Raw genomic sequence first — 24,590 nt, forward strand, 5'->3', positions numbered from 1 at the left:
CGCGCTGCGGCGGCACCCGCCGTTCACCGAAGGGCCCTACCTTGAGCGACATGAGCTCTCCCGCGCCGGACTCCGAGAACCCGGCTGCCACCCGGCCGTCCGAACCCGTGCTGTCGACCGCGGCGCTGAACACCGGAGCACTGTCGGACGCACCCGTGCCGCGTCGCCGCGTGTTCGCGTGGGCGCTGTGGGACTGGGCGACGCAGCCGTTCAACACGGTGCTGCTGACGTTCGTGTGGGTGCCGAGCTTCTTGGTGTCGCCGTTCTTCCTCGACCCGGCCGTCGCCGCGTCGGGCATCGTCGACGGCGAGAAGATCGACTGCGACACCAGTGCGAACGCGGTCACCGCGTACTGCCACGCGCTCGGCGCGCTGGACGCGAACCTCGGCTGGGGCATCATGGCCGCCGGCATCCTGATCGCCCTGCTCGCGCCCGTGCTCGGCCAGCGCGCCGACGCGACCGGGCATCGCAAGCTGATGCTCGGCATCTTCACCGGCCTGCTGATCCTGTGCCAGCTCGGCATGGCGTTCGTCGGCGGCAGCGCCGACCTGTTCTGGTTCGGTGTGGCGATGATCGCATTCGGCAGCGTCGTGGGCGAGATCGCCGGCGCGAACTACAACGCGCTGCTCGTCTCGGTGTCGACGCAGAAGACCGTCGGACGCGTGTCGGGGCTCGGCTGGGGCTTCGGGTACCTGGGCGGCATCGTGGCGCTCGCGATCGTCGTCGGCCTCATCCTCGGCGGCGTGCTCGACGGCACGCAGGGCTCGACCTTCCAGTTCATCGCCGCGGGCGCGACGGTGTGGACGATCCTGTTCTCGATCCCGATCTTTCGCAGCGTCCCCGAGCCGCCGCCGAGCGCCGACACCAAGAAGGTCAACTTCTTCGAGGGCTACGTCGAACTGGTGCGCTCGGTCATCCGCCTGTGGCGCGAGAGCCGGCCGACCTTCTGGTTCCTGCTCGCCTCGGCGGTGTACCGCGACGGTCTCGCGGCCGTGTTCACGTTCGGCTCGGTGATCGCCGCGCGCGTGTTCGGCTTCGGGTTCACCGACCTCGTGATCTTCGGCATCGTGCTGAACCTCGTCGCCGGCGTCTCGACGATCTTCGCGGGACGCCTCGACGACCGCTTCGGACCCAAGCCCGTCATCCTCTCGGCGATCGGCGGCATCGTCGCGTGCTGCCTGGCCGTCTTCATCGGCGCGGGCGCCGGACGCGCGTTGTTCTGGGTCGCAGGAATCGTGCTGGCAGCCCTCGTCGGACCGGCGCAGGCCGCGTCACGGTCGTTCCTCGCGCGCGTGACCCCGGCCGGGCGCGAAGGCGAGATCTTCGGTCTGTACGCCACGACCGGTCGGGCGGCGAGCTGGATGGCGGCGCTGCTGTGGGGCGTGTTCATCGCCGCTGCGGGCAACCAGACGCTGTACGGCATCCTCGCGATCGCCCTCGTCCTGGCCGTCGGCTTCGTGCTGCTGGTCTTCGTGAAGGCGCCGCCGCGCGCCGTCGCCGAGGTCTGAGGCCCGCAGAACCGCGGCCGACGAGGCCGCAGGGGCTGCGGCATCCGATAATCTCCTTCTCGGGGATTCTTCACCGATGCGATTGGGGGCGGTCGCGCGTTTCCCTGCGCCGAGCCCACCCCCGAAAGGCACCGTGTCCGTCACGCTCACCGAGAACCGCCGCGCGGCGCGTCATCGGCGCGCACTCGGGTACTGGGCGGTCCTGCTGTCGCTCGCGCTGTCGCTGTGGGTCGGCGCGCAGATCGTCCCACACGACTGGGTGCACCGGCCCGCGCTGTTCGTGCACCTCGCATCGGTGATCGTCGGCCTCGGCTCGGCGGTGCTGCTGGAGATGAGCGGACTGCTGTGGATGCTGCGACGCACGCAGCTCGAAGACCTGCGCCGCGTCGAGCGCACCGTCAGCACGCTGGCGTGGCTGGGCATCGCGGGGCTGCTGTTCTCGGGCGCGTTCCTGCAGCCCGACCTCACCAATCCGCTCACCGACCTCAAGATGGCCGCGGTGCTCGTGGCCGCCATGAACGGCGTCGCGATGACGCGGCTGACCGACGAGCTGGCCCGGCTGCCCGCCCGGGTGCGGTTCTCGATGCTGCCCGCGCGACTGCGCGTGTGGTGCGTGTGGAGTGCCGTCGTGTCGCAGGTCGGCTGGTGGACCGCGGTGCTGATCGGGATGCTGAACACCGCCTCCGGGTGATCTCCCAGCTTGCTCTCACTCGCCTCCCGGCACGTTCCTCGTTAGGCTGTGGCTTTACCGGACAACCCGGCCGGTAACCCCCCGATCGGCCTCACGGCCTGACCGACCTCGAGGAAGCCTTCATGCGCGATCGCACGCGCGGCGACGAGGACGCGCCCGGACCTCGCCGCGGCCAGTCCTCCCCGCCCCCGACGGCAGCGTTGCCGACCCCTTCGACCGGTGGATCGGCGCCCGCGGCGCCGGCTGCCTCGGCGGTCGCGTCGGCGGCCTCGGTCGCGTCGGCGTCGAAGCCCGCCCGGCCCACCGCCATGGACGAGCGGCGCGAACGGCGCCGCAAGCGCCGCAAGCAGATCGTGCTGTGGACCACCGTCGCCGGCATCGTCGTACTCGTCGGGTCGATCGGCACCGTGTCGTACGCGATCGTCTCGAACCTCGCCGGATCCACTCCCGCATCGGCCGATCCGCCGCGGGCCGCGCCGGCGGTCGTCAAGCCCATCACCTTCGCGCAGGACGAGCCGGCCGCCACCGCCGGCGCCGAACCGTGCGTCACCGTCCGCGTGCTCGCCTCGTACGAGAACGCCGAGATGGTCGAGAACCTGGCCAACGCCTACAACGCACAGCCGCGCAACGTGGCCGGCTCCTGCGTGACGGTCACCTCGAGCAAAGAGAAGTCCGGCGCCGCCGCCGCCGTCGTGGCAGCCGGCTTCCCCAATTCGCCCGACGACCAGAAGCCCACCGTGTGGCTGCCGGACTCGTCGACGTGGGTCGACGTCGCCCAGTCCGAGGGGGCGACGTCGCTCGGCAACGACGGCACCAGCGTCGCCGTCTCGAACATCGTGCTCGCGATGCCGAAGCCTCTCGCCCAGGCCATCGGCTGGTCGTCCGAGGCGCCCAGCTGGTCCGAGGTGTTCGAATCCGCCGGCGACGCCGACCTGTGGAGCGGCCTCGGCCACCCCGAGTGGGGCGCGTTCAAGCTCGGCAAGACGAGCCCGCTGGTCGCGACCTCGGGTGAGGCCGCCATGTTCGCCTCGTACGGCACGGCCGCCGGATCCCTCGACGAGCTGACCGCGACCGAGGTCCAGGATCCCGCCGTGCAGGCCACCGTGCACGAGAACGAGACCTCGACGAGCCACTACATGGCCACGCCCGAGCACTTCCTGTGGCACGCGCGGCAGGCCGAGGCGTCCGGTTCGTCCGCCGACTTCCTCTCGGCGGTGATCGTGGACGAGAAGTCGGTGTGGGACTACAACCGCGGCATCACCAGCCGCGACGGCATCACCCGCACCCAGGCGGACCCGCCCACCGAGCAGCTGATCCCCATCTACCCGTCCGACGGCTACTACGCCGCCGACAACCCGGCGATGCGCCTGAAGGGTGCGTGGATCGACCCCGTCGAATCCGAGGCTGCGGCCGACTTCATCCGCTACGCGCTCACCGCGCAGGGTCAGTCCGTGGTGCGCTCCAGCGGCTACCGCGACCTCAACCGCGCGCTCGACGAGAGTGTGCAGAAGGTCGGGCAGCTCAGCGACGACCTGACCACGGCGCTCGCGTTCCCCGCCGCCGATGTCGTGACCGCCGTCCAGGCGTCGTTCCCCGAGGTCCGCAAGCGCGCGAACGTGCTCTTCCTGCTCGACGTGTCGGGATCGATGGACGAGCCGATCTCGCCGGCCGACACCAAGCTGACTCAGGCGCGCAAGGCGATCGAAGCGGCCCTCGGCCACTTCACGACCGGCGACGACGTCGGGCTCGCCGGGTTCGCCCAGGCGCCGGACGGTGCGATGGTCCCAGGGCTGGTGGCACCTGTGAGCGACATCGGCACATCGCGCGACGGGTTCCTCGGCGCCCTGGGCGGCATCACCTCGATGGGCGACACACCGCTGTACCAGGCGGTCGACGAGTTCGCGAAGCAGCAGGCGGCGTCGTGGTCGAGCGACCACATCAACGCCATCGTGCTGCTCAGCGACGGCAAGAACGACACACCGAACGCTCCGACCATCGGCGCCGACCAGATGATCGCCGATCTGAAGGATATGCACCACTCGACGCCGGTGCTGGTCTTCACACTGGCGTACGGCGCCGACGCCGATGTGCCGACGCTGCAGTCGATCTCGAGCGCGACGGGTGCGCACTACTACGACGCGACCGACCCGTCGAAGCTGGAGGCCGTGCTCGGCGACCTCGTCACGAGCTTCTGACGCGGGCAGCGGTCAGACGCCGGGCCAGGAGTCGGCGAGCTTCGTCAGCAGGCGGGCGAGCTCGGTGCGCTCGGCATCGGTGAAGGCGGCGAGCGCGGCGTCGATCGCGTCGCGCCGCTCACCCCGGAACCCTCGCACCAGCCGCGTGCCGGCATCCGTCAGCGCGACCCGCGTGCGGCGGGCATCGTCGGGGTCGGCCTCACGCCGCACGAGCCCCAGTTCGACGGACTGCTGCACGAGCCGCGACGCGCGGGGCTGATCCACTCCGACGGCCTCGGCGATCTCGCCCACTGAGAGGGGATGGGATGCCGCGGCCACCGCCTCGAGCAGCCGCATGCGTGCAGGGCCGCCGAAGCGTCCGCCGCCGGCCCACGGCGGGCCGCCGTGCCCGCCGGGCATGCCATGGCCGCCCGGGATTCCGCGGCCCCAGGGACCACGCCCGGGGAAGGCGTCGGCACCCTCGGCGTCGAACTCGCGCCCGCGGTGGTCGCCGTGGGGGCCGCCGCCATGGGTGCTGTGCGGACCGCCGTGCCCGTGTGCGTGCGGGCCGGCGCCGCGCGGCCCGGGCCCCTCGCCCCACGGTGGCCGAGGCATGCGTCGTCCGCGCAGCCGGGCGAGGGCTGCGGCGATGGCGTCGGAGGGATCGTCGGGTGCGGACGGCATGCGTCCAATTTACATGCGACTTGACATGGATCCAAAGTGCATGTCACACTGCATGTACATGCACTACGACATGCAATTCGCGGCCGGACCCGCCGGCCGCCACCGAAAGGACTTCTCATGGACGACATGAATCAGAACGAAGAGAGCACCGACATCCCCCGCGCCGAGCGTCCGCTCGGCTACTGGCTGCGCACCGTCGACGGGCTCATCACGCGGGCGTTCGCCGAGGCGCTGGACGCCGAAGGCGTCTCTCGCCGCGACTGGATGCTGCTGAACGTGCTGTCGGGCGACGTCGATGCCCCCGGCCTCGCCGAGCGCCTCGCCCGCAAGGGCAAGCGCCTGCGGTCGGTCGAAGACCGCGGCTGGGTCACCCAGCAGGGCGACGGCACCTGGACGCTCACCGACCTCGGCCGCGCCGAGAAGGAGCGCATCGGCACGATCGTCGACAGCATCCGCTCTCGCGTGGCCGACGCGATCGGCGACGACTCCTACACGCAGCTCACCGCCTCGCTCGAGGCGATCGCCCGCGAACTGGGCTGGGACGAGACCACGGCCGCCGAGCGCGGCTTCGGACGACCCGGCTTCGGCGGCCCCGGCTTCGGACGCCCGCCGTTCGGCGCGCCGGGCTTCGGCCCGGACTTCGCCCCCGGCGTCGGCCAGAAGTTCGGCGCGGGCTTCGACCCCGCGCTGCGCTACGGCTTCGGCCCGAACCGGCACCGCGGCTTCGGTCCGGGTCGCCCCGGGCGGCCCGCCGATCGCGACGACGAGCCGCTCCGCGGCCGCGGCCACGGCCACGGCCACAGCCACAGCCACGACCGAGCCGACGACGAGGGCCACGACCACCCGCACGCGGGGCATGGTCACCACGACCACCCGCATCACCGCGGCGACCACGGTCACCACGGCGGCGGTCGTCGTGCGCAGGAGGCGTACGAGCGCGGCTTCGACGCCGGCTTCGCCCGGGGTCGCGAGTCGCGCGACGCCTGAGCCCCGGCATCCGTCCGCCGTCGCTGCTCTGCAGTCACCTTCCGCGGGTGCGGGCCCGGCAGGATTCGCGAAAAGTGACTGCGGAGCCGTTCCGGCCGACTGCTCCGCAGTCACTTCTTCCGGCCGAGACTCCCGCGAGCCACGGAATGTGACTGCGGAGCATCGTGGGACGGATGAGTGGATGCCGCACCCGGCGTCACGCGCGCGACACATGCGCCGGGCATGATGGGGGCGTGACCCGACCCGCGCTGCTCGCGATCTCGCACGGCACGTCCTCGCCCGCCGGGCAGGCCGCCGTGGCCTCTCTCGTGGACGCCGTCGCCGCCCGCCTGCCTTATACGCTCGTGCGGCTCGGGCACGTGGACGTCCAGCAGCCGGATGTGGCGGCATCCCTCGACGCGATCCCGCAGGGCACGCCCGTCGTGATCGTTCCCTTGCTGCTCTCGGCCGGCTATCACGTGCGGGTGGACCTCATCAACCAGTCCGCGGGGCGCGGCGACGTCACGATCGCCCCGGCGTTGGGACCCGACGACCGGCTCGTCGACGCCCTCATCGCGCGACTGACGCCCCTCGCCCCCGCCCCCGAGGACGCGCTCGTGCTGGCCGTCGCCGGTTCGAGCGACGACCGCGCGAACGAGGACTGCCGCGTCACCGCCCGGATGCTGGGCGAACGGCTCGGCCGAGAGGTCGCCGTCGGATTCCTCGCCGCGGCCGACCCGCGGCTCGATGTCGCGGTGACCGCGGGCGGCGACCGCGTGGTCGTCGCGGACTATCTGCTGGCGCCCGGGTACTTCCACGACCTCGCCGTGACGCTGTCCGGCTCGGCCCCCGTCGCACCCCCGCTGCTCGGGAGCGATGAGCCGCCGGCATCCCTCGTCGACCTTGTCGTGGATCGCTACAAGGGTGCCGCCGGTTTGTCGGACTGAGTCCACAAAGGCGGCGCACTGCAACTGTGTGACGCCCGATTACGTCGGTTAACGCCGCTTGACGTCCAGGTAGGTCGACGGGCGGACCGCTTCTAGCCTCACGGAATGGGCTCGGTAGAGTCCGCCCGGGGCGCCCCGGGTTCCAGCCCGGAGGCACCGTGACCATCAGCGAGACCGAACCGCACAGCGCGGAGCGCCCGCGCGCCGCCGTGCGGCCGCCGCGGCCGTCGTCCAAGCCCAACGGGCAGTGGAAGATCGACGGCAAGACCCCCCTCAACGGCAACGAGGAGTGGAAGCAGGTCGACGACGGCCTGAGCGTGCGCGAGCGCATCGAGAACATCTACTCCGTCGGCGGCTTCCAGAGCATCGACCCGACCGACCTGCACGGCCGCTTCCGCGTGTGGGGACTGTACACGCAGCGCAAGCCCGGCATCGACGGCGGACGCACCGCCACTCTCACGCCCGAAGAGCTCGAGGACGAGTACTTCATGTTCCGCGTCCGCATCGACGGCGGACAGCTGACCACCGAGCAGCTTCGCGTCATCGGCGGCATCTCGACCGACTTCGCACGCGGCACCGCCGACATCACCGACCGGCAGAACATCCAGCTGCACTGGATCCGCGTCGAGGACGTGCCCGAGATCTGGCGCCGCCTCGAGGCCGTGGGCCTGCGCACCACCGAGGCGTGCGGCGACGTGCCGCGCGTCATCCTGGGCTCCCCCGTCGCCGGCATCTCGGCCGACGAGCTCATCGACCCGACGCCGCAGATCGAGGCGATCTCGCGGCGCTTCATCGGCGACCCGACGCTCTCGAACCTGCCGCGCAAGTTCAAGACCGCCATCACCGGTCACCCCAGCCAGGACGTCGTGCACGAGATCAACGACGTCGCCTTCGTCGCCGTCGAGCACCCCGAGCTGGGTGTCGGATACGACCTGTGGGTCGGCGGCGCGCTGTCGACCACCCCGCGCCTCGGCGAGCGCCTGGGAGCGTTCGTCCGTCCGGACCAGGTGGTGGATGCCTGGCACGGCGTGACCCAGATCTTCCGGGACTACGGCTACCGGCGGCTGCGCAACAAGGCGCGCCTGAAGTTCCTGCTGGCCGAGTGGGGCACCGAGAAGTTCCGCCAGGTGCTGCAGGACGAGTACCTCGGGTACGAGCTCGCGGACGGCCCCGCCGCGCGGAAGCCCGCGACGCCCGGCGACCACGTCGGCGTGCACAAGCAGAAGGACGGCCGCTTCTACGTGGGCGTCACCCCGATCGTCGGCCGGGTGAGCGGCGAGACGCTGACGAAGCTCGCCGACATCGCCGAGGCGCACGGCTCCGCGCGCCTGCGCACCACGCCGCACCAGAAGATCGTCATCCTCGACGTGCCCGAAGAGCACGTGGAGCCCCTCATCGCCGAGCTCGACGAGCTGGGCCTGCAGGCCCGCCCGAGCCTCATCCGCCGCGGCACCATCGCGTGCACCGGCATCGAGTTCTGCAAGCTCGCGATCGTCGAGACCAAGGTCAACGCGACGGCCGCGGTGCTCGATCTCGAAGAGCGCCTCAAGGGCTTCGAGCTGCCGCATCCGATCTCGCTCCACGTCAACGGCTGCCCCAACTCGTGCGCGCGCATCCAGACCGCCGACATCGGCCTCAAGGGCCAGCTCGTCACGATCGACGGCGAGCAGGTCCCCGGCTACCAGGTGCACCTGGGCGGCGGTCTCGCCTCGCAGGACCGCGACGAGCCCGGCCTCGGCCGCACCGTCCGCGGCCTGAAGGTGGCCGCCGACGGCATCGCGGACTACGTCGAGCGCGTCGTCACCCGCTTCCTCGCGGACCGGGACACGGCGGCGGATGAGACCTTCGCCCAGTGGGCCCACCGTGCCGAAGAGGAGGCGCTGCAGTGACCGTCAGCCTCGCGCCCCGCATCACGACCAAGCGCACGCCCGAAGAGCTCAAGGCCCTCGCCGAGCAGGGCAACCTCGAGCTCGGCAGCCTGACCGACCACGAGGCGTCGGCCGCCGAGGTCGTCGCGTGGGTCGCACGGAACTTCTCGGTGGATGCCGCGGCCGTCGCCTGCTCGATGGCCGACGCCGCGCTGCCGCACGTCGTGGCCGAGCAGCTGCCGGGCGTCGACGTGCTGTTCCTCGACACCGGGTACCACTTCACCGAGACGTACGCGACGCGCGACGAGGTGCAGCGGGCTCTCGACGTCCGGATCGTCGACATCACGCCCGATCAGACCGTCGCCGAGCAGGACGCCGAGTTCGGCGCGAAGCTGTTCGAGCGCGATCCGGGCCTGTGCTGCGCACGCCGCAAGGTGGCGCCGCTGCAGGACGCGCTCGGCGGTTACGAGGTGTGGTTCACCGGCGTGCGCCGCGACGAGGCGCCCACCCGCACGAACACGCCGCTGGTGACCTGGGACGAGCGCAACGGACTGGTCAAGGTCAACCCGGTCGCCGCGTGGAGCTTCGACGACGTGCTGGAGTACGCCGCCGCGCACAAGGCGCCCGTCAACCTGCTCGTCGGGTTCGGCTACCCCTCGATCGGCTGCGAGCCGTGCACCAAGCCGGTCGCCCCCGGTGAAGACCCCCGATCCGGTCGCTGGGCCGGATCCTCGAAGACGGAATGCGGGCTGCACGTATGACTCTCTCGACCACCGCCCCCGCGACGGTCCCTGAGCTTGTCGAAGGGCTGTCGACGCTCGACCTGCTCGAGGCCGAGGCGATCCACGTCATCCGCGAGGTCGTCGCCGAGTTCGAGCGGCCCGTGCTGCTGTTCTCGGGCGGCAAGGACTCCGTCGTGGTGCTGCACCTCGCGACCAAGGCGTTCGCTCCGGGCCGGGTCCCCTTCCCGGTGCTGCACGTCGACACCGGCCACAACTTCCCCGAGGTGCTGGCCTTCCGCGACGAGACCGTCGAGCGCCTCGGCATCCGCCTCGAGGTCGCCCGCGTGCAGGACTACATCGACGACGGCCGCCTGCAGGAGCGCGCCGACGGCACCCGCAACCCGCTGCAGACCGTGCCGCTGCTCGACGCCATCGCCGCAGGTCGCCACGACGCCGTGTTCGGCGGCGCCCGTCGCGACGAGGACAAGGCCCGTGCCAAGGAGCGCATCATCTCGCTGCGCGACGAGTTCGGCCAGTGGGATCCGCGCAACCAGCGCCCCGAGCTGTGGAGCCTGTACAACGGCCGCCACACCCCGGGTCAGCACGTGCGCGCGTTCCCGATCTCGAACTGGACCGAGCTGGACGTGTGGCGCTACATCGAGCGCGAGGGCATCGCGCTGCCGCCCCTGTACTTCGCCCATGAGCGCGAGGTCTACGAGCGCGACGGGATGTGGCGCCCGGTCGGCCCGTTCTCGCCGCCGCGCGAGGACGAGACCGTCCAGCTGCGTACCGTGCGCTACCGCACGGTCGGCGACATGAGCTGCACGGGAGCGGTGGAATCGGATGCCGCCGACCTGGCCGCGATCGTCGCCGAGGTCGCCGTCTCCACCCTCACCGAGCGCGGCGCAACCCGCGCCGACGACCGCCTCAGCGAGGCGGCCATGGAGGACCGCAAGAAGGACGGGTACTTCTGATGACCGCGACCACCCTGGCTCCGGCCGACACGCTGACCGCGACCCCCACGCTCTTCCGCTTCGCGACGGCGGGATCGGTCGACGACGGCAAGTCGACGCTCGTCGGCCGTCTGCTGCACGACTCGAAGGCGATCCTCGCCGATCAGCTCGAGCAGGTCGCCCGCACCTCGGCCGACCGCGGCTTCGCCCACGGCGCGTTCGACTTCGCGCTGCTGACCGACGGCCTGCGCGCCGAACGCGAGCAGGGCATCACGATCGACGTCGCGTACCGCTACTTCTCGACCGGGGCGCGGTCGTTCATCCTCGCCGACTGCCCGGGACACGTGCAGTACACGCGCAACATGGTCACCGGCGCGACGACGGCCGACGCCGTCGTCGTGCTCGTCGACGGCCGCAAGGGCGTGCTCGAGCAGACCAAGCGGCACCTCGCGGTCGTGGCGCTGCTGCGCGTGCCGCACGTCATCGTCGCGGTCAACAAGATCGACCTCATCGGGTTCTCGGCCGAGGCCTTCGCCGACGTCGCGGCGCAGGCAGAAGCCGTCGCGACCGAGCTGGGCATCGACGGACTGCATGTGCTGCCCGTGTCGGCGCTGGAGGGCGACAACATCGTCGAGCGCTCCGAGCGCACGCCCTGGTACGACGGTCCGGCGCTGCTCGAGCTGCTCGAGACCCTGCCGGCGACCGACGAGATCGAGCAGGAGCTCGAGCCGCTGCGCCTGCCGGTGCAGCTGGTGCTGCGTCCGCAGGGCGGCCTCGCACCCGACGTGACCCCGGACGAGGCGGAGCGTCTTCGCGACTACCGTGCCGTCGCCGGCCGCATCTCCAGCGGCGTCGTGCGCGTCGGCGACCGGGTCGAGATCTTCCCGGCGGGCACGGCGGCGACGGTGAGCGGCATCCGCTCGGCGGGCGTCGAGGTCGCCGCGGCCACTGCGCCGCAGTCCGTGTCGCTGGAGTTCGACGCCGACATCGACGCCGCGCGCGGCGCGCTCGTCGTCGCGGCGGGCACGCTCCCCGCCGCGCAGCGCGAGGTCGACGCCGAGCTGTTCCAGCTCGACGCGCGGGCGCTCACCCCCGGCATCCGCGTCCTCGTCAAGCACGGCACCGCGACGGTCCAGGCGATCGTCGCGCAGATCGAGTCGCGCTACGACCTCGACGCGCTCACGCACGAGCCCGCGCAGACCCTGCAGACCAACGACATCGGCCGGGTGCGGCTGCGCCTGGCGGCCGACCTGCCGCTGGAGCCGTACCGCGCCAGCCGCCACGGGGGCTCTTTCCTCGTGATCCATCCGTCCGACGGCGCGACGCTCGCCGCCGGCATCGTGCGCGACTGACCGGTCGCGCGCATCCCACACCCATTGAGCACCACCCGACCTAAGGAGGCGACACCGTGAACAAGATCATCCGCACCACGACAGCACTCACAACCCTGGGACTCGTAGCGGCCATGATGGCCGGCTGCGCCTCCGCGACCGCGGACGAGAAGCCCGCGGCCACGTCCGACGGTCCGTCGGTCAGCGAGATCCGCCTCGGCTACTTCGCCAACGTCACGCATGCCCCGGCGCTCGTGGGCCTCGAAGAGGGGCTGTTCGCCGACGCGCTCGGCGACGACGTGACCATCACGACGCAGGTCTTCAACGCCGGCCCCGCCGCGATCGAGGCGCTGTCGGCCGGCGCGATCGACGCGACGTACATCGGACCCAACCCGTCGATCAACACGTTCATCCAGTCCGGCGGCGAGTCCGCGCGGATCGTGGCGGGCGCGGCGATCGGCGGCGCGGCGCTCGTCGTGCGCGACGGCATCGACTCTTCCGACGACCTCAAGGGCACCACGCTCGCCTCGCCGCAGCTCGGCAACACGCAGGATGTGGCGCTGCGCAAGTGGCTCGGCGACGAGGGCTACAAGACCGACACCTCGGGCGGCGGCGACGTGCACGTCACCCCCACCGAGAACGCGCAGACGCTGACGCTCTTCCAGCAGGGCCAGCTCGACGGCGCCTGGCTGCCCGAGCCCTGGGTCTCGCGGCTGATCGTCGACGCCGGCGCGCACGTGCTGCAGGACGAGGCCGATCTGTGGGATGACGGCGCCTTCCCGACGACCGTGCTGCTCGTGCGCAAGCAGTTCCTCGACGAGCACCCCGACGTGGTGGCCGAGCTGCTGAAGGGCCACGAGGCGGCAGTCACCTGGATCGCCGACAACCCCGACGAGGCCCCCGGCGTGATCAACGGCGCCATCGAGAAGGAGACCGGCAAGCCGCTCGACGACGCCGTGATCGAGCGTGCCCTGGAGCACGTGACCTTCTCGGTGGACCCGGTCGCCGACACCTTCGAGACGCTGGTGCAGAACGGCGTGGACGCGGGCACGCAGAAGGAGGGCTCGATCGACGGCCTCTTCGACCTGCGCCTGCTCAACGAGCAGCTCAAGGCGGAGGGCGAAGACACCGTCTCGGCCGCCGGGCTGGGCGAGGACTGACGCATGAGCACCGCGCCGAGCCCACGGGCAGCTTCCGCCACGGCTTCCGCCTCCGGGTCCGCTTCTGCGGCCCCGGAGGCCGGCGCGCCTGCACCGGGCGACACGCCCGTGAACCTGCTCGGCCCGAGCTTCGACGGCGTCGCGCCGGTCGCGGCGGCGGCTCCGGCATCCGCTCCCGCCGTCCGCATCGAGGGCGTGTCCAAGCGGTTCGGCAACGGCCCCGTCGTTCTCGACGACGTGTCGCTCGACATCGCCCCCGGCGAATTCGTGTGCCTGCTGGGCGCCTCGGGATGCGGCAAGTCGACGCTGCTGAACCTCATCGCCGGGCTCGACAAGCCCACGGCAGGGCGCATCGAGACGCCCGCGGCCGGGTCGGCCGTCATGTTCCAGGAGTCGGCGCTCATGCCGTGGCTCACGGCGCGCCGCAACGTCGAGCTGGCGCTGCGGCTGCGTGGCGTCCCGCGTTCCGAGCGCGGCGAGAAGGCGCTGTCGCTGCTGGATGCCGTGAACCTGGCGGATGCCGCCGACAAGCGTCCGCACGAGCTCTCGGGCGGCATGCGCCAACGCGTCGCGCTGGCGCGCGCGCTCGCGCAGGACCGCCCGGTGCTGCTGATGGACGAGCCGTTCGCCGCGCTCGATGCCATCACCCGTGATCTGCTGCACGAGGAGCTGGAGCGCGTGTGGCGCGCGACCGGTCGCACCATCGTGTTCGTCACCCACAATGTGCGCGAGGCCGCCCGCCTGGGGCAGCGCGTCGTGCTCATGGGCAGCCGCCCCGGACGCATCGTCCAGCAGTGGCAGATCGCCAAGACGACCGGCCGGCGCATCGAGTCGCCCGAGGTCGCCGCCCTGTCGGTCGAGATCACCGACCAGCTGCGCAAGGAGATCCGCCGCAATGCCGCGTGAACTGACCCGGTCGTTGAGCGAGGAGCGCAGCGACGAGACGAAACGCCCTGAGCCGACGGACGACGTCTCGTCGCGCGTCGCCCGCTCGACGACCGAAGAGACCGACCTCCGCAGCCTCGCGTCCGGCCTCGACAAGCTGCAGACCGACGCCGACGCCGGCCCCGGCCGCTGGCGCCGCTTCGCGTCGAGCGTGCTGCCGCCGATCGTCTTCGTGATCCTGCTCATCGTCGCGTGGCAGCTGTACATCGTGATCGCGCACCCGCGCCCCGACCTCGCTCCCTCGCCCGCGGCCGTCGTGGCGGCACTGGGGGATGCGTGGGAGTCCGGGCGCCTGCAGCTGGCCGTCGCGACGAGCCTCGAGCGCGGCATCATCGGGTTCCTGATCGCGATCGTCGTGGGCACGCCCATCGGTCTGCTGCTCGCCGAGGTCCGCCCGATCCGGCGTGCCGTCGGCCCGATCATCTCGGGCCTGCAGGTGCTGCCCTCGGTGGCGTGGGTGCCCGCTGCCATCCTGTGGTTCGGGCTTTCGGACGCCACCGTGTACTTCGTCATCCTCATGGGCGCGATCCCGTCGATCGTCAACGGACTCATCGCCGGCATCGACCAGGTGCCGCCCCAGCTGCGCCGCGTCGGCACGGTGCTCGGGGCCTCGCGCTGGCAGCTCGCGACCGCCGTGATCCTTCCCGCCGCACTCCCCGGCTACCTCGCCGGGCTCAAGCAGGGCTGGGCGTTCTCGTGGCGGTCGCTCATGGCCGCCGAGATCATCGCGACCGGCGGCAGGATCGGCTTCGGCCTGGGCTCGCTGCTGGACCAGTCGCGCGAGCTCGCGGACCTGGCCGGCGTGCTGGCCACCATCATCCTGATCCTCGCGATCGGCATCCTCATCGAGCTGGTCTTCTTCGGCCCGCTCGAGCGCCGGATGCTGAAGCGCCGGGGACTCCTCGTCACGGGAGGCGCGCGATGACCGACCCGACCGCCCCCTCCCGCCGATCCGAATATCCGAGTTCCGCGCGCTTTCCGGAGTCTTCGGCCGCCGGCATCCGGAAACAGAGCGAATCACCGAATTCCGGATCGGTGGATGCCTCGTCCGCTGCGACCGGCAAGGTCTGGCTAGTCGGCGCCGGCCCCGGCGACGCCGGGCTGCTGACGCTCAAGGGGCTGCGCGCCCTGGAGTCCGCGGACGTGATCGTCGCTGACCGCCTCGGCGCCCGCGCCGTGCTCGACGGCCTCGCCGCCGACGGCGTGGACCTGCGCGCCGAAGTCGTCGACGTCGGCAAGCGTCCCGGCCACCACGCCGTGCCGCAGGACGCCATCAACGCGCTCCTCATCCAGCTCGCCCACGACGGCAAGACGGTCGTGCGCCTGAAGGGCGGCGACCCGTACGTGTTCGGCAGGGGCGGCGAAGAGCTCTTCGCCTGCCACGCCGCAGGCGTCGCCGTCGAGGTCGTGCCCGGAATCACCAGTGCCGTCTCGGTTCCCGCGGTCGCCGGCATCCCGCTCACCCACCGCGGCGTGGCGACGGCCTTCACCGTCGCCACCGCCCACGACCAGATCGAGGCGCTCGGCGGCGGCCGCGACCACACCGTCGTCCTGCTGATGGGCGTCGGCACGCTGGCGAACTCCGCCATCACGCTCGCCCGCGGCGCGCGCGGCGCGGACTGCCCGGTCGCCATCGTCGAAGACGGCTACGGCGAGCGCCAGCGCGTCACGATCGGCACGCTCTCGACCATCGCGCACCAGGCCGCCGCACGCGGTGTGCGCTCCCCCGCCGTCGTGGTCGTGGGCGACGTCGTGCGGCTGAGCCCCTACGCGCCGGCCGAACTCGCGACCCTCGAACTCGAAGACTTCGATCCCCTGATCCGGAAGGCCCCTCTCTCGTGACCTCGTCGACCCTCCAGAACCTCCGCGTCGCGATCGTCGGCGCCGGTCCCGCCGGCATCTACGCGGGCAACATCCTCACGAACGCCGTCGCCGAGGCCGGCGGTTCGGTCGCCATCGACTTGTTCGAGTCCCTTCCGGCACCGTACGGGCTGATCCGCTACGGCGTCGCGCCCGACCACCCCCGCATCAAGGGCATCGTGAACTCGCTGCACGAGATGCTGGATGCCGGCACCACCCGCTTCATCGGCAACGTCGAGGTCGGCCGCGACATCTCGATCGACGAGCTGCAGGAGCGCTACGACGCCGTGATCCTCGCGACCGGCGCGATCCGCGATGCCGCGCTCGACATCCCGGGCATCGACCTTCCCCGCTCGTTCGGCGCGGCGGACTTCGTGGCCTGGTACGACGGCCACCCCGACGTGCCCACCGAGTGGCCGCTCGACCAGCGCGAGGTCGCGGTCATCGGCAACGGCAACGTGGCGCTCGACGTAGCCCGTGTGCTCGCCAAGCACGCCGTGGACCTGCGCCCCACCGAGATCGCCGACAACGTGCTCGCAGGTCTCGAGGGCTCCGCCGTCACCGACGTGCACGTGTTCGGCCGCCGCGGGCCCGGCGACATCAAGTTCACGCCGATCGAGCTGCGCGAGCTCGGAGAGGTGCCGGACGTCGACATCGTCGTGCACGACGAGGACTTCGTCGACGCCGATCCTGCGAGCGCGACGAACAACCAGCTCAAGGTCATGCTGCGCATCCTGAACAGCTGGCGCACCCGCGAGTCGACGGGAGCCTCACGTCGACTGCACCTGCACTTCTACCACTCGCCCGTCGAGGTGCTCGGCTCGCCCGAGACCGGGGTGAGCGGCATCCGCTTCGAACGGAACGAGCCCATCGGCGACGGCCGCGTGCAGGGCACCGGCGAGTTCCGCGAGTTCGCGGTGCAGCAGGTCTACCGCGCCGTCGGCTACTACGGCACCCCGGTCATCGACGCGCCGTTCGACGTGCGCGCGGGCGTCGTCTCGAACGTCGAAGGACGGGTGAAGGATGCCGCGGCCACGGGCGACGACGACGCCCCGACGATCGCCGGGCTCTACGCGACCGGCTGGATCAAGCGCGGCCCCGTGGGCCTGATCGGCCACACCAAGTCGGACGCGATGGAGACGATCGCGCACCTCGTTGCCGACGTCGAGGCCGGACGCCTGTCGGCGCCGACCGTGGACGGCGACGTGCTGGCGCTGCTCGACGAGCGCGAGGTCGCCTTCACGACGTGGGACGGCTGGCTCGCCCTCGACGCGCACGAGCGCGAGCTGGGCGCGAACCACGAGCACACCCGCGAGCGCGTCAAGGTCGTGCCGCGAGACGAGCAGGTGCAGATCTCGCGCGGAGCTCTCGTCCCGTGACCTACGTCATCGCGCTGCCGTGCGTCGATGTGAAGGACCGCGCCTGCATCGACGAATGTCCGGTGGACTGCATCTACGAGGGCGACCGGTCGCTGTACATCCACCCCGACGAGTGCGTCGACTGCGGCGCCTGCGAACCGGTGTGCCCCGTCGAGGCGATCTACTACGAGGACGACCTGCCCGAGGAGTGGCAGGACTACTACAAGGCCAACGTCGAGTTCTTCGACGACATCGGCTCGCCCGGCGGCGCCGCCAAGACCGGGGTCATCCCCAAGGACCACCCCGTGATCGCTGCGCTCCCCCCGCAAGGAGACGGCCATGACTGACGCGTCCACGACCGAGGTCGACGTCGTCATCGTGGGCGGCGGCCCGGCAGGGCTGTCGGCCGCCCTCAACCTCGGCCGCGCCCGCGCCTCGGTGGTCCTCGTCGACGCCGGGCGCCCCCGCAACGCCGCGACGCTGCGTTCGCACGGCTTCCTCACGCGCGACGGTGTGCCCCCGCTCGAGCTGCGCAAGCTCGCGCGGGCCGAGCTGTCCGCGTACCCGAACGTCCGCATCCTCGACCGCGCCGTCGTGACGGCGCTGCAGGAGCGGGATTGCGGCGACGGCCGCCGGTTCATCGCGGCGCTCAGCGGCCGGGCCGCCGGCATCCCTCCCGCCGTCTCGGCGCGCTCGGTGCTCGTGGCGACCGGACTGCGCGAGACGCTGCCCGACATCCCGAGCCTGCGCGCCTTCTACGGCATGACGGTCTTCAGCTGCGCGGCGTGCGACGCGTGGGAGCTGCAGGACCGACCGCTCGCGCTCATCGGCGAGACTCCCGACCTCGCCGCCCGCGCGCGCCTGATCGCGCGGTGGACCGACCGCCTGACCGTGTTCACGAACGGGTCGGACGCGGTCGACACCGTCGAAGAGGCCGAGCTCGCGGCGTCCGGGATCGTCGTCGAGCGGCGCCGCATCGACGACCTGGAGGGCGACCGCGGCGATGTGTCGGCCGTCCGCCTCGTCGACGGCACGCGCATCGAGATCGAGGGCGGCTTCGTGCGCCCGCAGTGGCACCCCGCGCTCGACTTCCTCGGCGGCATCGACCTCGAGCGCGACGAGTTCGGCAACCTCGTGACCGACCGCTCGGGCCGCACGTCGGTCGCGGGTCTGTATTCCGCGGGGGATGCCGCCTCCCCCGGTCCCCAGCAGCTCATCGTCGCCGCGGGCCAGGGCGCCCGCGCCGCGGCCGTGCTCGTGCACGATCTGATCGGCGTCCGCACGGCCCACTGAGCCCACGGGGCCCCGGTCGTTGAAGGCGCCCGCCGGACCGGGCCACGCCCGCGACAATCGCGTATCGGGTTCTCGGGAGCGGCTCGCCGCGTTTCGACTTCGCTCGTTCCTCGCTCCGCTCAACGACCAGGAGGCTGGTCGTTGAGCGAGCGGAGCGAGACGAAACGCCGCAAACCCGCCCGTCGGACCCGGCCACCTCCGCGACAATCGCGTATCGGGTTCTCGGGAGCGGCTCGCCGCGTTTCGACTTCGCTCGTTCCTCGCTCCGCTCAACGACCAGGAGGCTGGTCGTTGAGCGAGCGGAGCGAGACGAAACGCCGCAACCCGCCCGCCGGACCCGGCCACCTCCGCGACAATCGCGTATCGGGTTCTCGGGAGCGGCTCGCCGCGTTTCGACTTCGCTCGTTCCTCGCTCCGCGGGGCGACCAGGAGGCTGGTCGTTGAGCGAGCGGAGCGAGACGAAACGCCGCAACCCGCCCGCCGGACCGGGCCACGCCCGCGACGTGTGCGTGGTGGGGTCTCGAATGACCGCCGCCGACGCCCGGGACCGGTCAGGCGTCGTCGGGGTGGTCGTGCTCCCAGACGCGACGGCCGGGCGTCAGCATGTCGCGCACCTGCGCCTCGTTCGTGGTGGCGGGGGTGACGGTGTCGGGCCAGCCGGCGATCTGCTGCTCGGCCCAGTCCGTCCAGGCCAGGATGTGGTCGTAGTGGCCGATCATGAACGTGTTCGCCAGCGCGAACAGGTGACGGCGCTCGGGGAACGTGCCGCCCGTGGCGCTGATGTAGGCCGCGTAGCGCGCGAACATGTCGCGGTTGGCCAGCGCCTTCTCTCGGGTCTGCTGGAGCGTCCCGCGCAGGTCGTCGAGCGAGCCCTGGTCGGCGAGCAGCACGCGCACCATGCCTTCGAACTCGACGCTGGGCGGACGCACCGGCGTGCTGAGCCACGCGGCGAGCGCGTCACGCCCGGGCCGGGTGATCGAGTAGATGGTCCGCGCGCGCTTGCCCGTGTGCTCCTGCCGGGTGTCGACGTAGCCCAGTTCGGCGAGCCTGCCCAGCACCGCATACCGTCCGCGGTCGGCCGACGGCCAGAGCTCGGCGACGCCTCGGCCGAGCTGCTCGGCGAGCTGATATGCCGACCAGTCGTGCGCCGCCAGCAGTCCGAGCGTCAGATATCCCGTCGTCGAGAGTTCGCGGTCGGGCAAAGCGTGTCCTCATTCCGTGGGGCGGACAAGAAACAGTAGCGCGGAAACGCCGTTTCGACTCTATACTGCAAACTGCAGTAAAAACGGCGAGCCCGGCTGTGGGGGCCCGGGATCGCCGCAGCGGCGGGCGTGTCTGGGGCCGCCCGCCGCTCATGGATCTTCGCTGGGGCAGGATGGATCCGATGTCAACGCCGACCGACCCTCCGCAGGACGAGCTCCGCGCCCTCCGTGCGCGCGCATACGGGCCCGACGCCGACATCCAGGACGACCCGGTCGCCCTCGCCCGGCTGCGCGAGCTCGAAGACGTGCGGCGCGCAGCGTCCGTCGAGCGGATCGCGTCGCCGGTCGCCGAGGAGTCGATGGATGCCGCCGCCCCGGCCGTCCCGTCCGGCTCCCTGCCCGTCGCACCGATCCCGACCCCGGACACGCCGGACGCGCCGGACACAGCGGACACACCGGCATCGGGCGACGCACCGGACGCGAACACCTCGACCGCCGCGCCGGCGCCGCCCGACGGCATCCCGGATCCCGAGCCGGCGACGCGACGGCCGTGGTGGCGACGGCGCATTCCGCTCCTGTGGGCGGCGTCGGTGGTCGCGGCACTGGTGGCCGGCGCGGGGCTGATGCTCTGGATGCAGGGGATCGACTCGGGCCACATCGCTGTGCTGCACGTCGACCCGGATGAGGACTGGCCGGAGACGTGGGGCGCGCCGACAGAGGGCGCGCTCACGTTCGAAGCCTTCCACGGGCTGACGGTGCTGTCGCAGCCCCAGCCCGCGTTCGGGGACGGGCTCGACACGGTGCCGTGCCTGACGGTCTTCAGCGCGATCGAGGGCACCATCACCTATGGCGGCGGCTCGTGCGGGGCGGGGCCCTTCCCCGCGACGGCGGCGTTCGTCATCGACACGCATTCTCCTGCCGAGCTGCGCGAGGCGTTCGGCATCGGCACGGCGCTGCAGTTCGTGCTGGACGGCGACCGGGTCCACGTGTACGCGAAGGGACCGGGCGCTCTGCAGAGCACGCCGTGATCCGGCCGTCGCGGTGAGGCAGGATGGGTTCGATGTCAACGCCGACCGATCCCTCGCACGACGACGAGCTGCGCCTGCTGCGGGCCCGCGCCTACGGCCCCGGGGCCGACATCCACGACGACCCCGAGGCGATGGCGCGTCTGCAGCAGCTGGAGGCGCGGGAGCGCCAGCCGTCGCAGCCCGTCGCCGAGCAGCCGGAACCGTCCGCGCCCGCCGACGACGAGGAGGTGGATGCCGCCGCCCCGACCGACGCGCAGGCTCCGGCTCACCCGCTGGACGCGTACCTCGCCGCCACCGACCCCACTCACGCGCATGAGGCGGTCGACGTGCACGAGACGGGCGATGCGGACACGGCACGGCAGGACGGCATCCCTCCCGCAGCGGCGCCGGGCGAGCCCGGCCCGCGCGCGACGCCGTGGTACCGGCGGACGCCGGTGCTGTGGGCGCTGTCGCTCGTCGCCGCGGTGCTGCTCGGGGTCGGCCTGACCCTCTCGGTGCAGTCCCTGACCTCGGGCAAAGTGGCGACGCTCGCCGTCGACGAGAAGGGCACGTGGCCGGCGAACATGGGCGACAAGCCGGCCGGCGGCGTGCTGTTCGACGAGTTCTACGGGATGTCGGTCGTCAGCTTCTCGCAGGGCTTCGCTCTCGAACCCACTGCGATCTGCCTGTACATCGTGGCGAGCTCCCCCGATGCCAGCATGATCGGCTCAGCCAGCTGCGGCTCCGGGCCCTTCCCGGCGACGGCGGCGCTGGCCGTGACCGCCAACTCCCCGAAAGAACTGCGCGACGAGTACGGCCTGGGCACCTCGCTGAAATTCGTGCTCGAAGGCGAGCAGGTGCAGGTCTTCGCGAAGGCGGCCGTCGTGCCGGTCCCGTCGGACACGCCGTAACAGCCCTTCGGCCTCGCACCGAGACGGCGGACGCCGCTCCGGCCCTCGTGAGGTCGGAGTGGCGTCCGCTGCTCAGCCGCCCCGATCAGGGCGCCGTGCGCGTCGGCGAGACCGACGGTGAAGGCTCCGGCGACACGCCGGTGGGAGTCGGAATGGGCGACGCGCTGCGTTCCGGCGCCGGCGCCGAGGGCGTGGGAGCCGGCGCCGTGGGCGTCGGGGTCAGGTACGGCGCAAGGTCTGGCGTGACCGCATCCTTCTTCGCTCCGCTCGTGACGAAGACGTTCGGAACGGATGCCGTCCGCCCGCCGCCCGCCGACTGCGCGACGACGATCCACGCGTACGCGGTGCCCCGCTTCAGTCCCGACCACTCCGCGGACGCCACCTCGCCCGACCCGACCGTCGACGTGCCGATGACGGCGACCGGGTCGTACAGCGCGAGCGAGTCGGTACGGAATCCCGTGGTGCGCGAGGTGAGGTCGACCGGCAGCACCATGTTGTCGGACGACGGGTCGTAGCGCATCGCCGGATCGTGCTCGTCCGCGCCGAAGTCGTCGAGGAACGGGGAGTACGTGTCGACGATCATCTCGCTGCGGTCCACGTCGAACTGCAGCAGGCGCAGGTAGCTCGCGCCGAACCGCAGCTGGTCGGTCGGAGCGTATCCGCCGACGTCGGTGAGGCCGAGGTCGCCGGCCGAGACCGTGTAGTTCTGATAGTCGGCGAGCAGCTCGACCACCCCGTGCGCGACCTGGCCCACTTCCGGCTTCACGTTCGTGCCCACGCCGTGGACGTGCCCGGCGAGCACCAGGAACACGTTCGGGTTGCCCTCGACGACCGTCTTGAACAGCATCGATCCGTCGATCGCGGCATACTGCGCATTGCGACCGTCGCGCTGCGCGCTGGCGGCGAGGTAGTCGTGCGACAGCAGGATGCCGTTGCGCTCCGGGTACCGCTTGAAGATCGAGTCGGCCCAGGCGGCTTCTTCCCGTGTGACACCGTACGAGAGCCCGACGGACACGAAGTCGAGGCCGCCCGCCGAGAACAGCGTGTAGTTGTTCTGGTTGTCCCCCTCGCGCCACGGCCCGCCGTACTCGGCGTTCACCCACTGCTCGTCGAGCGCCTCGTAGCGGTCCGGGCCGAAGTACTGGTTGTACAGCGCGCCCGGGCCGTCCTCGGTGCCCGACCGGTTGTCGTGGTTGCCCGCGATCACCTGGTTGGGCACGCCGGCGGCATCCAGGATCTGCTGCTGACGCGACGACACCTCGAACTCGCCGGTCACCTCGCGCATCATCGCGTCGTCGGCGGGTGTGCGGATGTTGTTCTCGATGATGTCGCCGGTGTGCGCGACGTACTCGATCCTGCGGTCGTCGGCGTTCGACGCGATCCACCGGGTGATGTCGCCGTACGCCTTCTCCCAGATGGCGCGCTCGGCCTCCGTCTCCTGCTCGGTCGCCCCCTCCGACAGGTACTGCGTGTCGGTGAAGTGGTCGACAGATCGACCACATGGGTGGCGTCCTTCCTCGTCTTCGATAGGAGGGCGCGCAGGTGAGTGGGGAGGCACGCCCACCGTCGACTGTGGAGGCGCTATGTGAACGCTATGCGAGCACGAGGCGACCATCGGAGGTCGGCCGGGAGACGCTCGCGGACCGCGGCGCGGTGGCGACGCTGCGTATGTCGGTGGTCGTCGGGGCTTTCAGTTGCCTCGGCTGCCGGCATCCAGGATCCCCACGTCGGTGCGGTGGAAATTCTGGAACGAACGGGATGCCGTCGGCCCGCGCTGACCCTGATACCGGTTGCCGTAGGGGCCCGAGCCGTACGGGTTCTCGGCCGGCGAAGAGAGGCGGAAGTAGCAGACCTGGCCGATCTTCATGCCCGGCCACAGCTTGATCGGCAGCGTCGCGACGTTCGACAGCTCGAGCGTGACGTGCCCGGTGAAGCCGGGGTCGATGAAGCCGGCGGTGGAGTGTGTCAGCAGGCCCAGGCGCCCGAGCGAGGACTTGCCCTCGAGGCGGGCGGCGACGTCGTCGGGCAGCGTGATCTGCTCGAACGTCGAGCCGAGCGCGAACTCGCCGGGATGCAGGATGAACGGCTCGTCCGGGTCGACCTCGATCAGGCGCGTCAGCTCGGGCTGGTCCTCGGCCGGGTCGATGAACGGGTACTTGTGGTTGTCGAACAGCCGGAAGTAGCGGTCGAGTCGCACGTCGACACTCGACGGCTGCACCATCGCGGGATCCCACGGGTCGAGCCCGATGCGCCCCGCGTCGATCTCGAGCCGGATGTCGCGGTCACTGAGCAGCACGGGGCCAGCCTATCGGGGCGGACGGAAGTGCCGGCGTCCGAGACGCGCGCCCCGACCGTCACGCGATCAGTCGGTCCACCAGTTCGAAACTGTCGTAGACCTGGTCGTAGTCCCCGAAGTGCCCCTCGTCGCGGACGATCTGCGTGCCGCCGAGGTGGTCGAACATCATCCGGCCCTGGGCGGCATCGCAGCCGTACGGATCGTGGACCGAGTTGATGAAGCAGATGTCGTCGACACGCGACCGGATGCGATCCCAGTCGTAGCTCGCCTGCAGGACGGGCTCGTCGGACTCGTTGGGGCGGGTGGCGTACCCGGCCACCAGAATCGCCTGCGAGACAGGCGCGTCGAGGTGCTCCAGCAACGCCAGCAGCAGAGCCGCACCGGCGGAGTGGCCGACCAGCACGGTCTCGGCATCGAAGGCGTGCGCGGCGAGCACCATCGGCAAGAAGTCGGCGATCGGCTCGACGTTGATCCCCGGATAGTACGGTCTCGCGACCCGATAGCCGCGCGCGGTCAGCCTGCGATCGAGCCAGGGATACCACGCCACGTCAGGATTCCCACCGGTGCCATGGAAGATGATCGCGTTCTTGGCCACCCGTCGATGCTAGCCACGACACACCGATCACGCAGGAGATCGCGCCCGGCCCGAGCCGGGGATCGCCCGACGACGGCACCCGGGTTGAGCGGATCTCGGCCGAGTCCTGGGTAGTATGG

General features: G+C 71.4%; 23 protein-coding genes. 18 read left to right on the forward strand and 5 right to left on the reverse strand.

Features of this window, described 5'->3' with window-relative positions; genetic code table 11:
* Positions 1-50 precede the first annotated feature (50 nt).
* The 3 genes from IF188_RS15235 (at position 51) to IF188_RS15245 (ending at position 4,394) form a co-directional block, all read left to right on the forward strand.
* Complete coding sequence (locus IF188_RS15235; RefSeq protein ID WP_191172651.1) at positions 51-1,508, forward strand: MFS transporter; 1,458 nt, start codon at positions 51-53, stop codon at positions 1,506-1,508.
* A gap of 133 nt (positions 1,509-1,641) precedes the next feature.
* Positions 1,642-2,199 (forward strand): hypothetical protein, encoded by a 558-nt coding sequence (locus IF188_RS15240; RefSeq protein WP_191172652.1) that lies wholly within the window; start codon positions 1,642-1,644, stop codon positions 2,197-2,199.
* A gap of 122 nt (positions 2,200-2,321) precedes the next feature.
* The gene (locus IF188_RS15245; RefSeq protein WP_191172653.1) at positions 2,322-4,394 is read left to right on the forward strand and encodes a vWA domain-containing protein; all 2,073 of its coding nucleotides are present in this window, start codon (positions 2,322-2,324) and stop codon (positions 4,392-4,394) included.
* 12 nt (positions 4,395-4,406) lie between these two features.
* On the opposite strand, the gene IF188_RS20235 is transcribed toward IF188_RS15245, so the two are convergent.
* The gene (locus IF188_RS20235; protein ID WP_224751930.1) at positions 4,407-5,057 is read right to left on the reverse strand and encodes a MarR family winged helix-turn-helix transcriptional regulator; all 651 of its coding nucleotides are present in this window, start codon (positions 5,055-5,057) and stop codon (positions 4,407-4,409) included.
* Between the two features lie 117 nt (positions 5,058-5,174).
* On the opposite strand from IF188_RS20235, the gene IF188_RS15255 reads away from it, so the two are divergent.
* The 13 genes from IF188_RS15255 to IF188_RS15315 all read left to right on the forward strand — a co-directional run bounded on the left by IF188_RS15255 (position 5,175) and on the right by IF188_RS15315 (position 18,460).
* A complete protein-coding gene (locus IF188_RS15255) occupies positions 5,175-6,044 on the forward strand; it encodes a MarR family winged helix-turn-helix transcriptional regulator (protein WP_224751931.1) in 870 nt (289 codons plus the stop codon).
* A gap of 233 nt (positions 6,045-6,277) precedes the next feature.
* On the forward strand, positions 6,278-6,970 hold the full coding sequence (locus IF188_RS15260; protein WP_318152898.1) for a sirohydrochlorin chelatase: 693 nt from the start codon (positions 6,278-6,280) through the stop codon (positions 6,968-6,970).
* A gap of 158 nt (positions 6,971-7,128) precedes the next feature.
* Positions 7,129-8,859: a nitrite/sulfite reductase gene (locus IF188_RS15265; RefSeq protein ID WP_396652812.1), complete on the forward strand. Its 1,731-nt coding sequence runs from the start codon at positions 7,129-7,131 to the stop codon at positions 8,857-8,859.
* Positions 8,856-9,599 carry a phosphoadenylyl-sulfate reductase gene (locus IF188_RS15270; RefSeq protein WP_191172655.1) on the forward strand — a complete coding sequence of 248 codons (744 nt, stop codon included), beginning with the start codon at positions 8,856-8,858 and terminating at the stop codon, positions 9,597-9,599. Before IF188_RS15265 ends, IF188_RS15270 begins: the two co-directional genes overlap by 4 nt.
* Positions 9,596-10,534, forward strand: a complete 939-nt coding sequence (gene cysD, locus IF188_RS15275; protein WP_191172656.1) for a sulfate adenylyltransferase subunit CysD — start codon at positions 9,596-9,598, stop codon at positions 10,532-10,534. The genes IF188_RS15270 and cysD overlap by 4 nt, the downstream gene beginning before the upstream one ends.
* Positions 10,534-11,865, forward strand: coding sequence for a sulfate adenylyltransferase subunit 1 (locus tag IF188_RS15280; protein ID WP_191172657.1), 1,332 nt, complete (start codon positions 10,534-10,536; stop codon positions 11,863-11,865). The genes cysD and IF188_RS15280 overlap by 1 nt, the downstream gene beginning before the upstream one ends.
* Positions 11,866-11,921: 56 nt before the next feature.
* Entirely contained in the window at positions 11,922-13,004 is a 1,083-nt protein-coding gene (locus IF188_RS15285) for an aliphatic sulfonate ABC transporter substrate-binding protein (RefSeq protein WP_191172658.1), read from the forward strand.
* Positions 13,005-13,007: 3 nt separating this feature from the next.
* Positions 13,008-13,910, forward strand: coding sequence for an ABC transporter ATP-binding protein (locus IF188_RS15290; RefSeq protein ID WP_224751932.1), 903 nt, complete (start codon positions 13,008-13,010; stop codon positions 13,908-13,910).
* The gene (locus tag IF188_RS15295; protein WP_224751933.1) at positions 13,900-14,874 is read left to right on the forward strand and encodes an ABC transporter permease; all 975 of its coding nucleotides are present in this window, start codon (positions 13,900-13,902) and stop codon (positions 14,872-14,874) included. The genes IF188_RS15290 and IF188_RS15295 overlap by 11 nt, the downstream gene beginning before the upstream one ends.
* 110 nt (positions 14,875-14,984) lie before the next feature.
* The gene (cobA, locus tag IF188_RS15300) at positions 14,985-15,791 is read left to right on the forward strand and encodes a uroporphyrinogen-III C-methyltransferase (protein WP_191172659.1); all 807 of its coding nucleotides are present in this window, start codon (positions 14,985-14,987) and stop codon (positions 15,789-15,791) included.
* Entirely contained in the window at positions 15,788-17,188 is a 1,401-nt protein-coding gene (locus IF188_RS15305; protein WP_191172660.1) for an FAD-dependent oxidoreductase, read from the forward strand. The genes cobA and IF188_RS15305 overlap by 4 nt, the downstream gene beginning before the upstream one ends.
* On the forward strand, positions 17,185-17,514 hold the full coding sequence (gene fdxA, locus IF188_RS15310; protein ID WP_191172661.1) for a ferredoxin: 330 nt from the start codon (positions 17,185-17,187) through the stop codon (positions 17,512-17,514). The genes IF188_RS15305 and fdxA overlap by 4 nt, the downstream gene beginning before the upstream one ends.
* A complete protein-coding gene (locus IF188_RS15315; RefSeq protein WP_191172662.1) occupies positions 17,507-18,460 on the forward strand; it encodes an NAD(P)/FAD-dependent oxidoreductase in 954 nt (317 codons plus the stop codon). The genes fdxA and IF188_RS15315 overlap by 8 nt, the downstream gene beginning before the upstream one ends.
* A gap of 551 nt (positions 18,461-19,011) precedes the next feature.
* Here IF188_RS15315 and IF188_RS15320 read toward each other — a convergent pair.
* Positions 19,012-19,662: a PadR family transcriptional regulator gene (locus tag IF188_RS15320; RefSeq protein WP_191172663.1), complete on the reverse strand. Its 651-nt coding sequence runs from the start codon at positions 19,660-19,662 to the stop codon at positions 19,012-19,014.
* Positions 19,663-19,844: 182 nt separating this feature from the next.
* Here IF188_RS15320 and IF188_RS15325 point away from each other — a divergent pair, with 182 nt between their 5' ends.
* Positions 19,845-20,690 carry a hypothetical protein gene (locus IF188_RS15325; RefSeq protein WP_191172664.1) on the forward strand — a complete coding sequence of 282 codons (846 nt, stop codon included), beginning with the start codon at positions 19,845-19,847 and terminating at the stop codon, positions 20,688-20,690.
* A 32-nt stretch (positions 20,691-20,722) separates the two neighbouring features.
* Positions 20,723-21,580, forward strand: coding sequence for a hypothetical protein (locus IF188_RS15330; protein WP_191172665.1), 858 nt, complete (start codon positions 20,723-20,725; stop codon positions 21,578-21,580).
* Between the two features lie 85 nt (positions 21,581-21,665).
* Here the strand turns inward: IF188_RS15330 and IF188_RS15335 are convergent, their stop codons facing one another.
* The 3 genes from IF188_RS15335 to IF188_RS15345 all read right to left on the reverse strand — a co-directional run bounded on the left by IF188_RS15335 (position 21,666) and on the right by IF188_RS15345 (position 24,471).
* Positions 21,666-23,138 carry a metallophosphoesterase gene (locus tag IF188_RS15335; protein ID WP_191172666.1) on the reverse strand — a complete coding sequence of 491 codons (1,473 nt, stop codon included), beginning with the start codon at positions 23,136-23,138 and terminating at the stop codon, positions 21,666-21,668.
* 132 nt (positions 23,139-23,270) lie between these two features.
* Complete coding sequence (gene dcd / locus IF188_RS15340; RefSeq protein ID WP_191172667.1) at positions 23,271-23,876, reverse strand: dCTP deaminase; 606 nt, start codon at positions 23,874-23,876, stop codon at positions 23,271-23,273.
* A gap of 58 nt (positions 23,877-23,934) precedes the next feature.
* A complete protein-coding gene (locus tag IF188_RS15345) occupies positions 23,935-24,471 on the reverse strand; it encodes an alpha/beta hydrolase (RefSeq protein ID WP_191172668.1) in 537 nt (178 codons plus the stop codon).
* Positions 24,472-24,590 lie beyond the last annotated feature (119 nt).

It is taken from the genome of Microbacterium helvum (genome assembly GCF_014779795.1).
GTDB classification, from domain to species: Bacteria; Actinomycetota; Actinomycetes; order Actinomycetales; family Microbacteriaceae; genus Microbacterium; species Microbacterium helvum.

Excerpts from the sequence above, each read along its gene's own strand:
- IF188_RS15295 (WP_224751933.1), top strand. The coding sequence starts at position 13,900 with ATGCCGCGTGAACTGACCCGGTCGTTGAGCGAGGAGCGCAGCGACGAG.
- IF188_RS15235 (WP_191172651.1), top strand. The coding sequence starts at position 51 with ATGAGCTCTCCCGCGCCGGACTCCGAGAACCCGGCTGCCACCCGGCCG.
- IF188_RS15255 (WP_224751931.1), top strand. The coding sequence starts at position 5,175 with ATGGACGACATGAATCAGAACGAAGAGAGCACCGACATCCCCCGCGCC.
- IF188_RS15315 (WP_191172662.1), top strand. The coding sequence starts at position 17,507 with ATGACTGACGCGTCCACGACCGAGGTCGACGTCGTCATCGTGGGCGGC.
- cysD (WP_191172656.1), top strand. The coding sequence starts at position 9,596 with ATGACTCTCTCGACCACCGCCCCCGCGACGGTCCCTGAGCTTGTCGAA.
- IF188_RS15290 (WP_224751932.1), top strand. The coding sequence starts at position 13,008 with ATGAGCACCGCGCCGAGCCCACGGGCAGCTTCCGCCACGGCTTCCGCC.
- IF188_RS15280 (WP_191172657.1), top strand. The coding sequence starts at position 10,534 with ATGACCGCGACCACCCTGGCTCCGGCCGACACGCTGACCGCGACCCCC.
- IF188_RS15325 (WP_191172664.1), top strand. The coding sequence starts at position 19,845 with ATGTCAACGCCGACCGACCCTCCGCAGGACGAGCTCCGCGCCCTCCGT.
- IF188_RS15330 (WP_191172665.1), top strand. The coding sequence starts at position 20,723 with ATGTCAACGCCGACCGATCCCTCGCACGACGACGAGCTGCGCCTGCTG.
- IF188_RS20235 (WP_224751930.1), bottom strand. The coding sequence starts at position 5,057 with ATGCCGTCCGCACCCGACGATCCCTCCGACGCCATCGCCGCAGCCCTC.
- IF188_RS15245 (WP_191172653.1), top strand. The coding sequence starts at position 2,322 with ATGCGCGATCGCACGCGCGGCGACGAGGACGCGCCCGGACCTCGCCGC.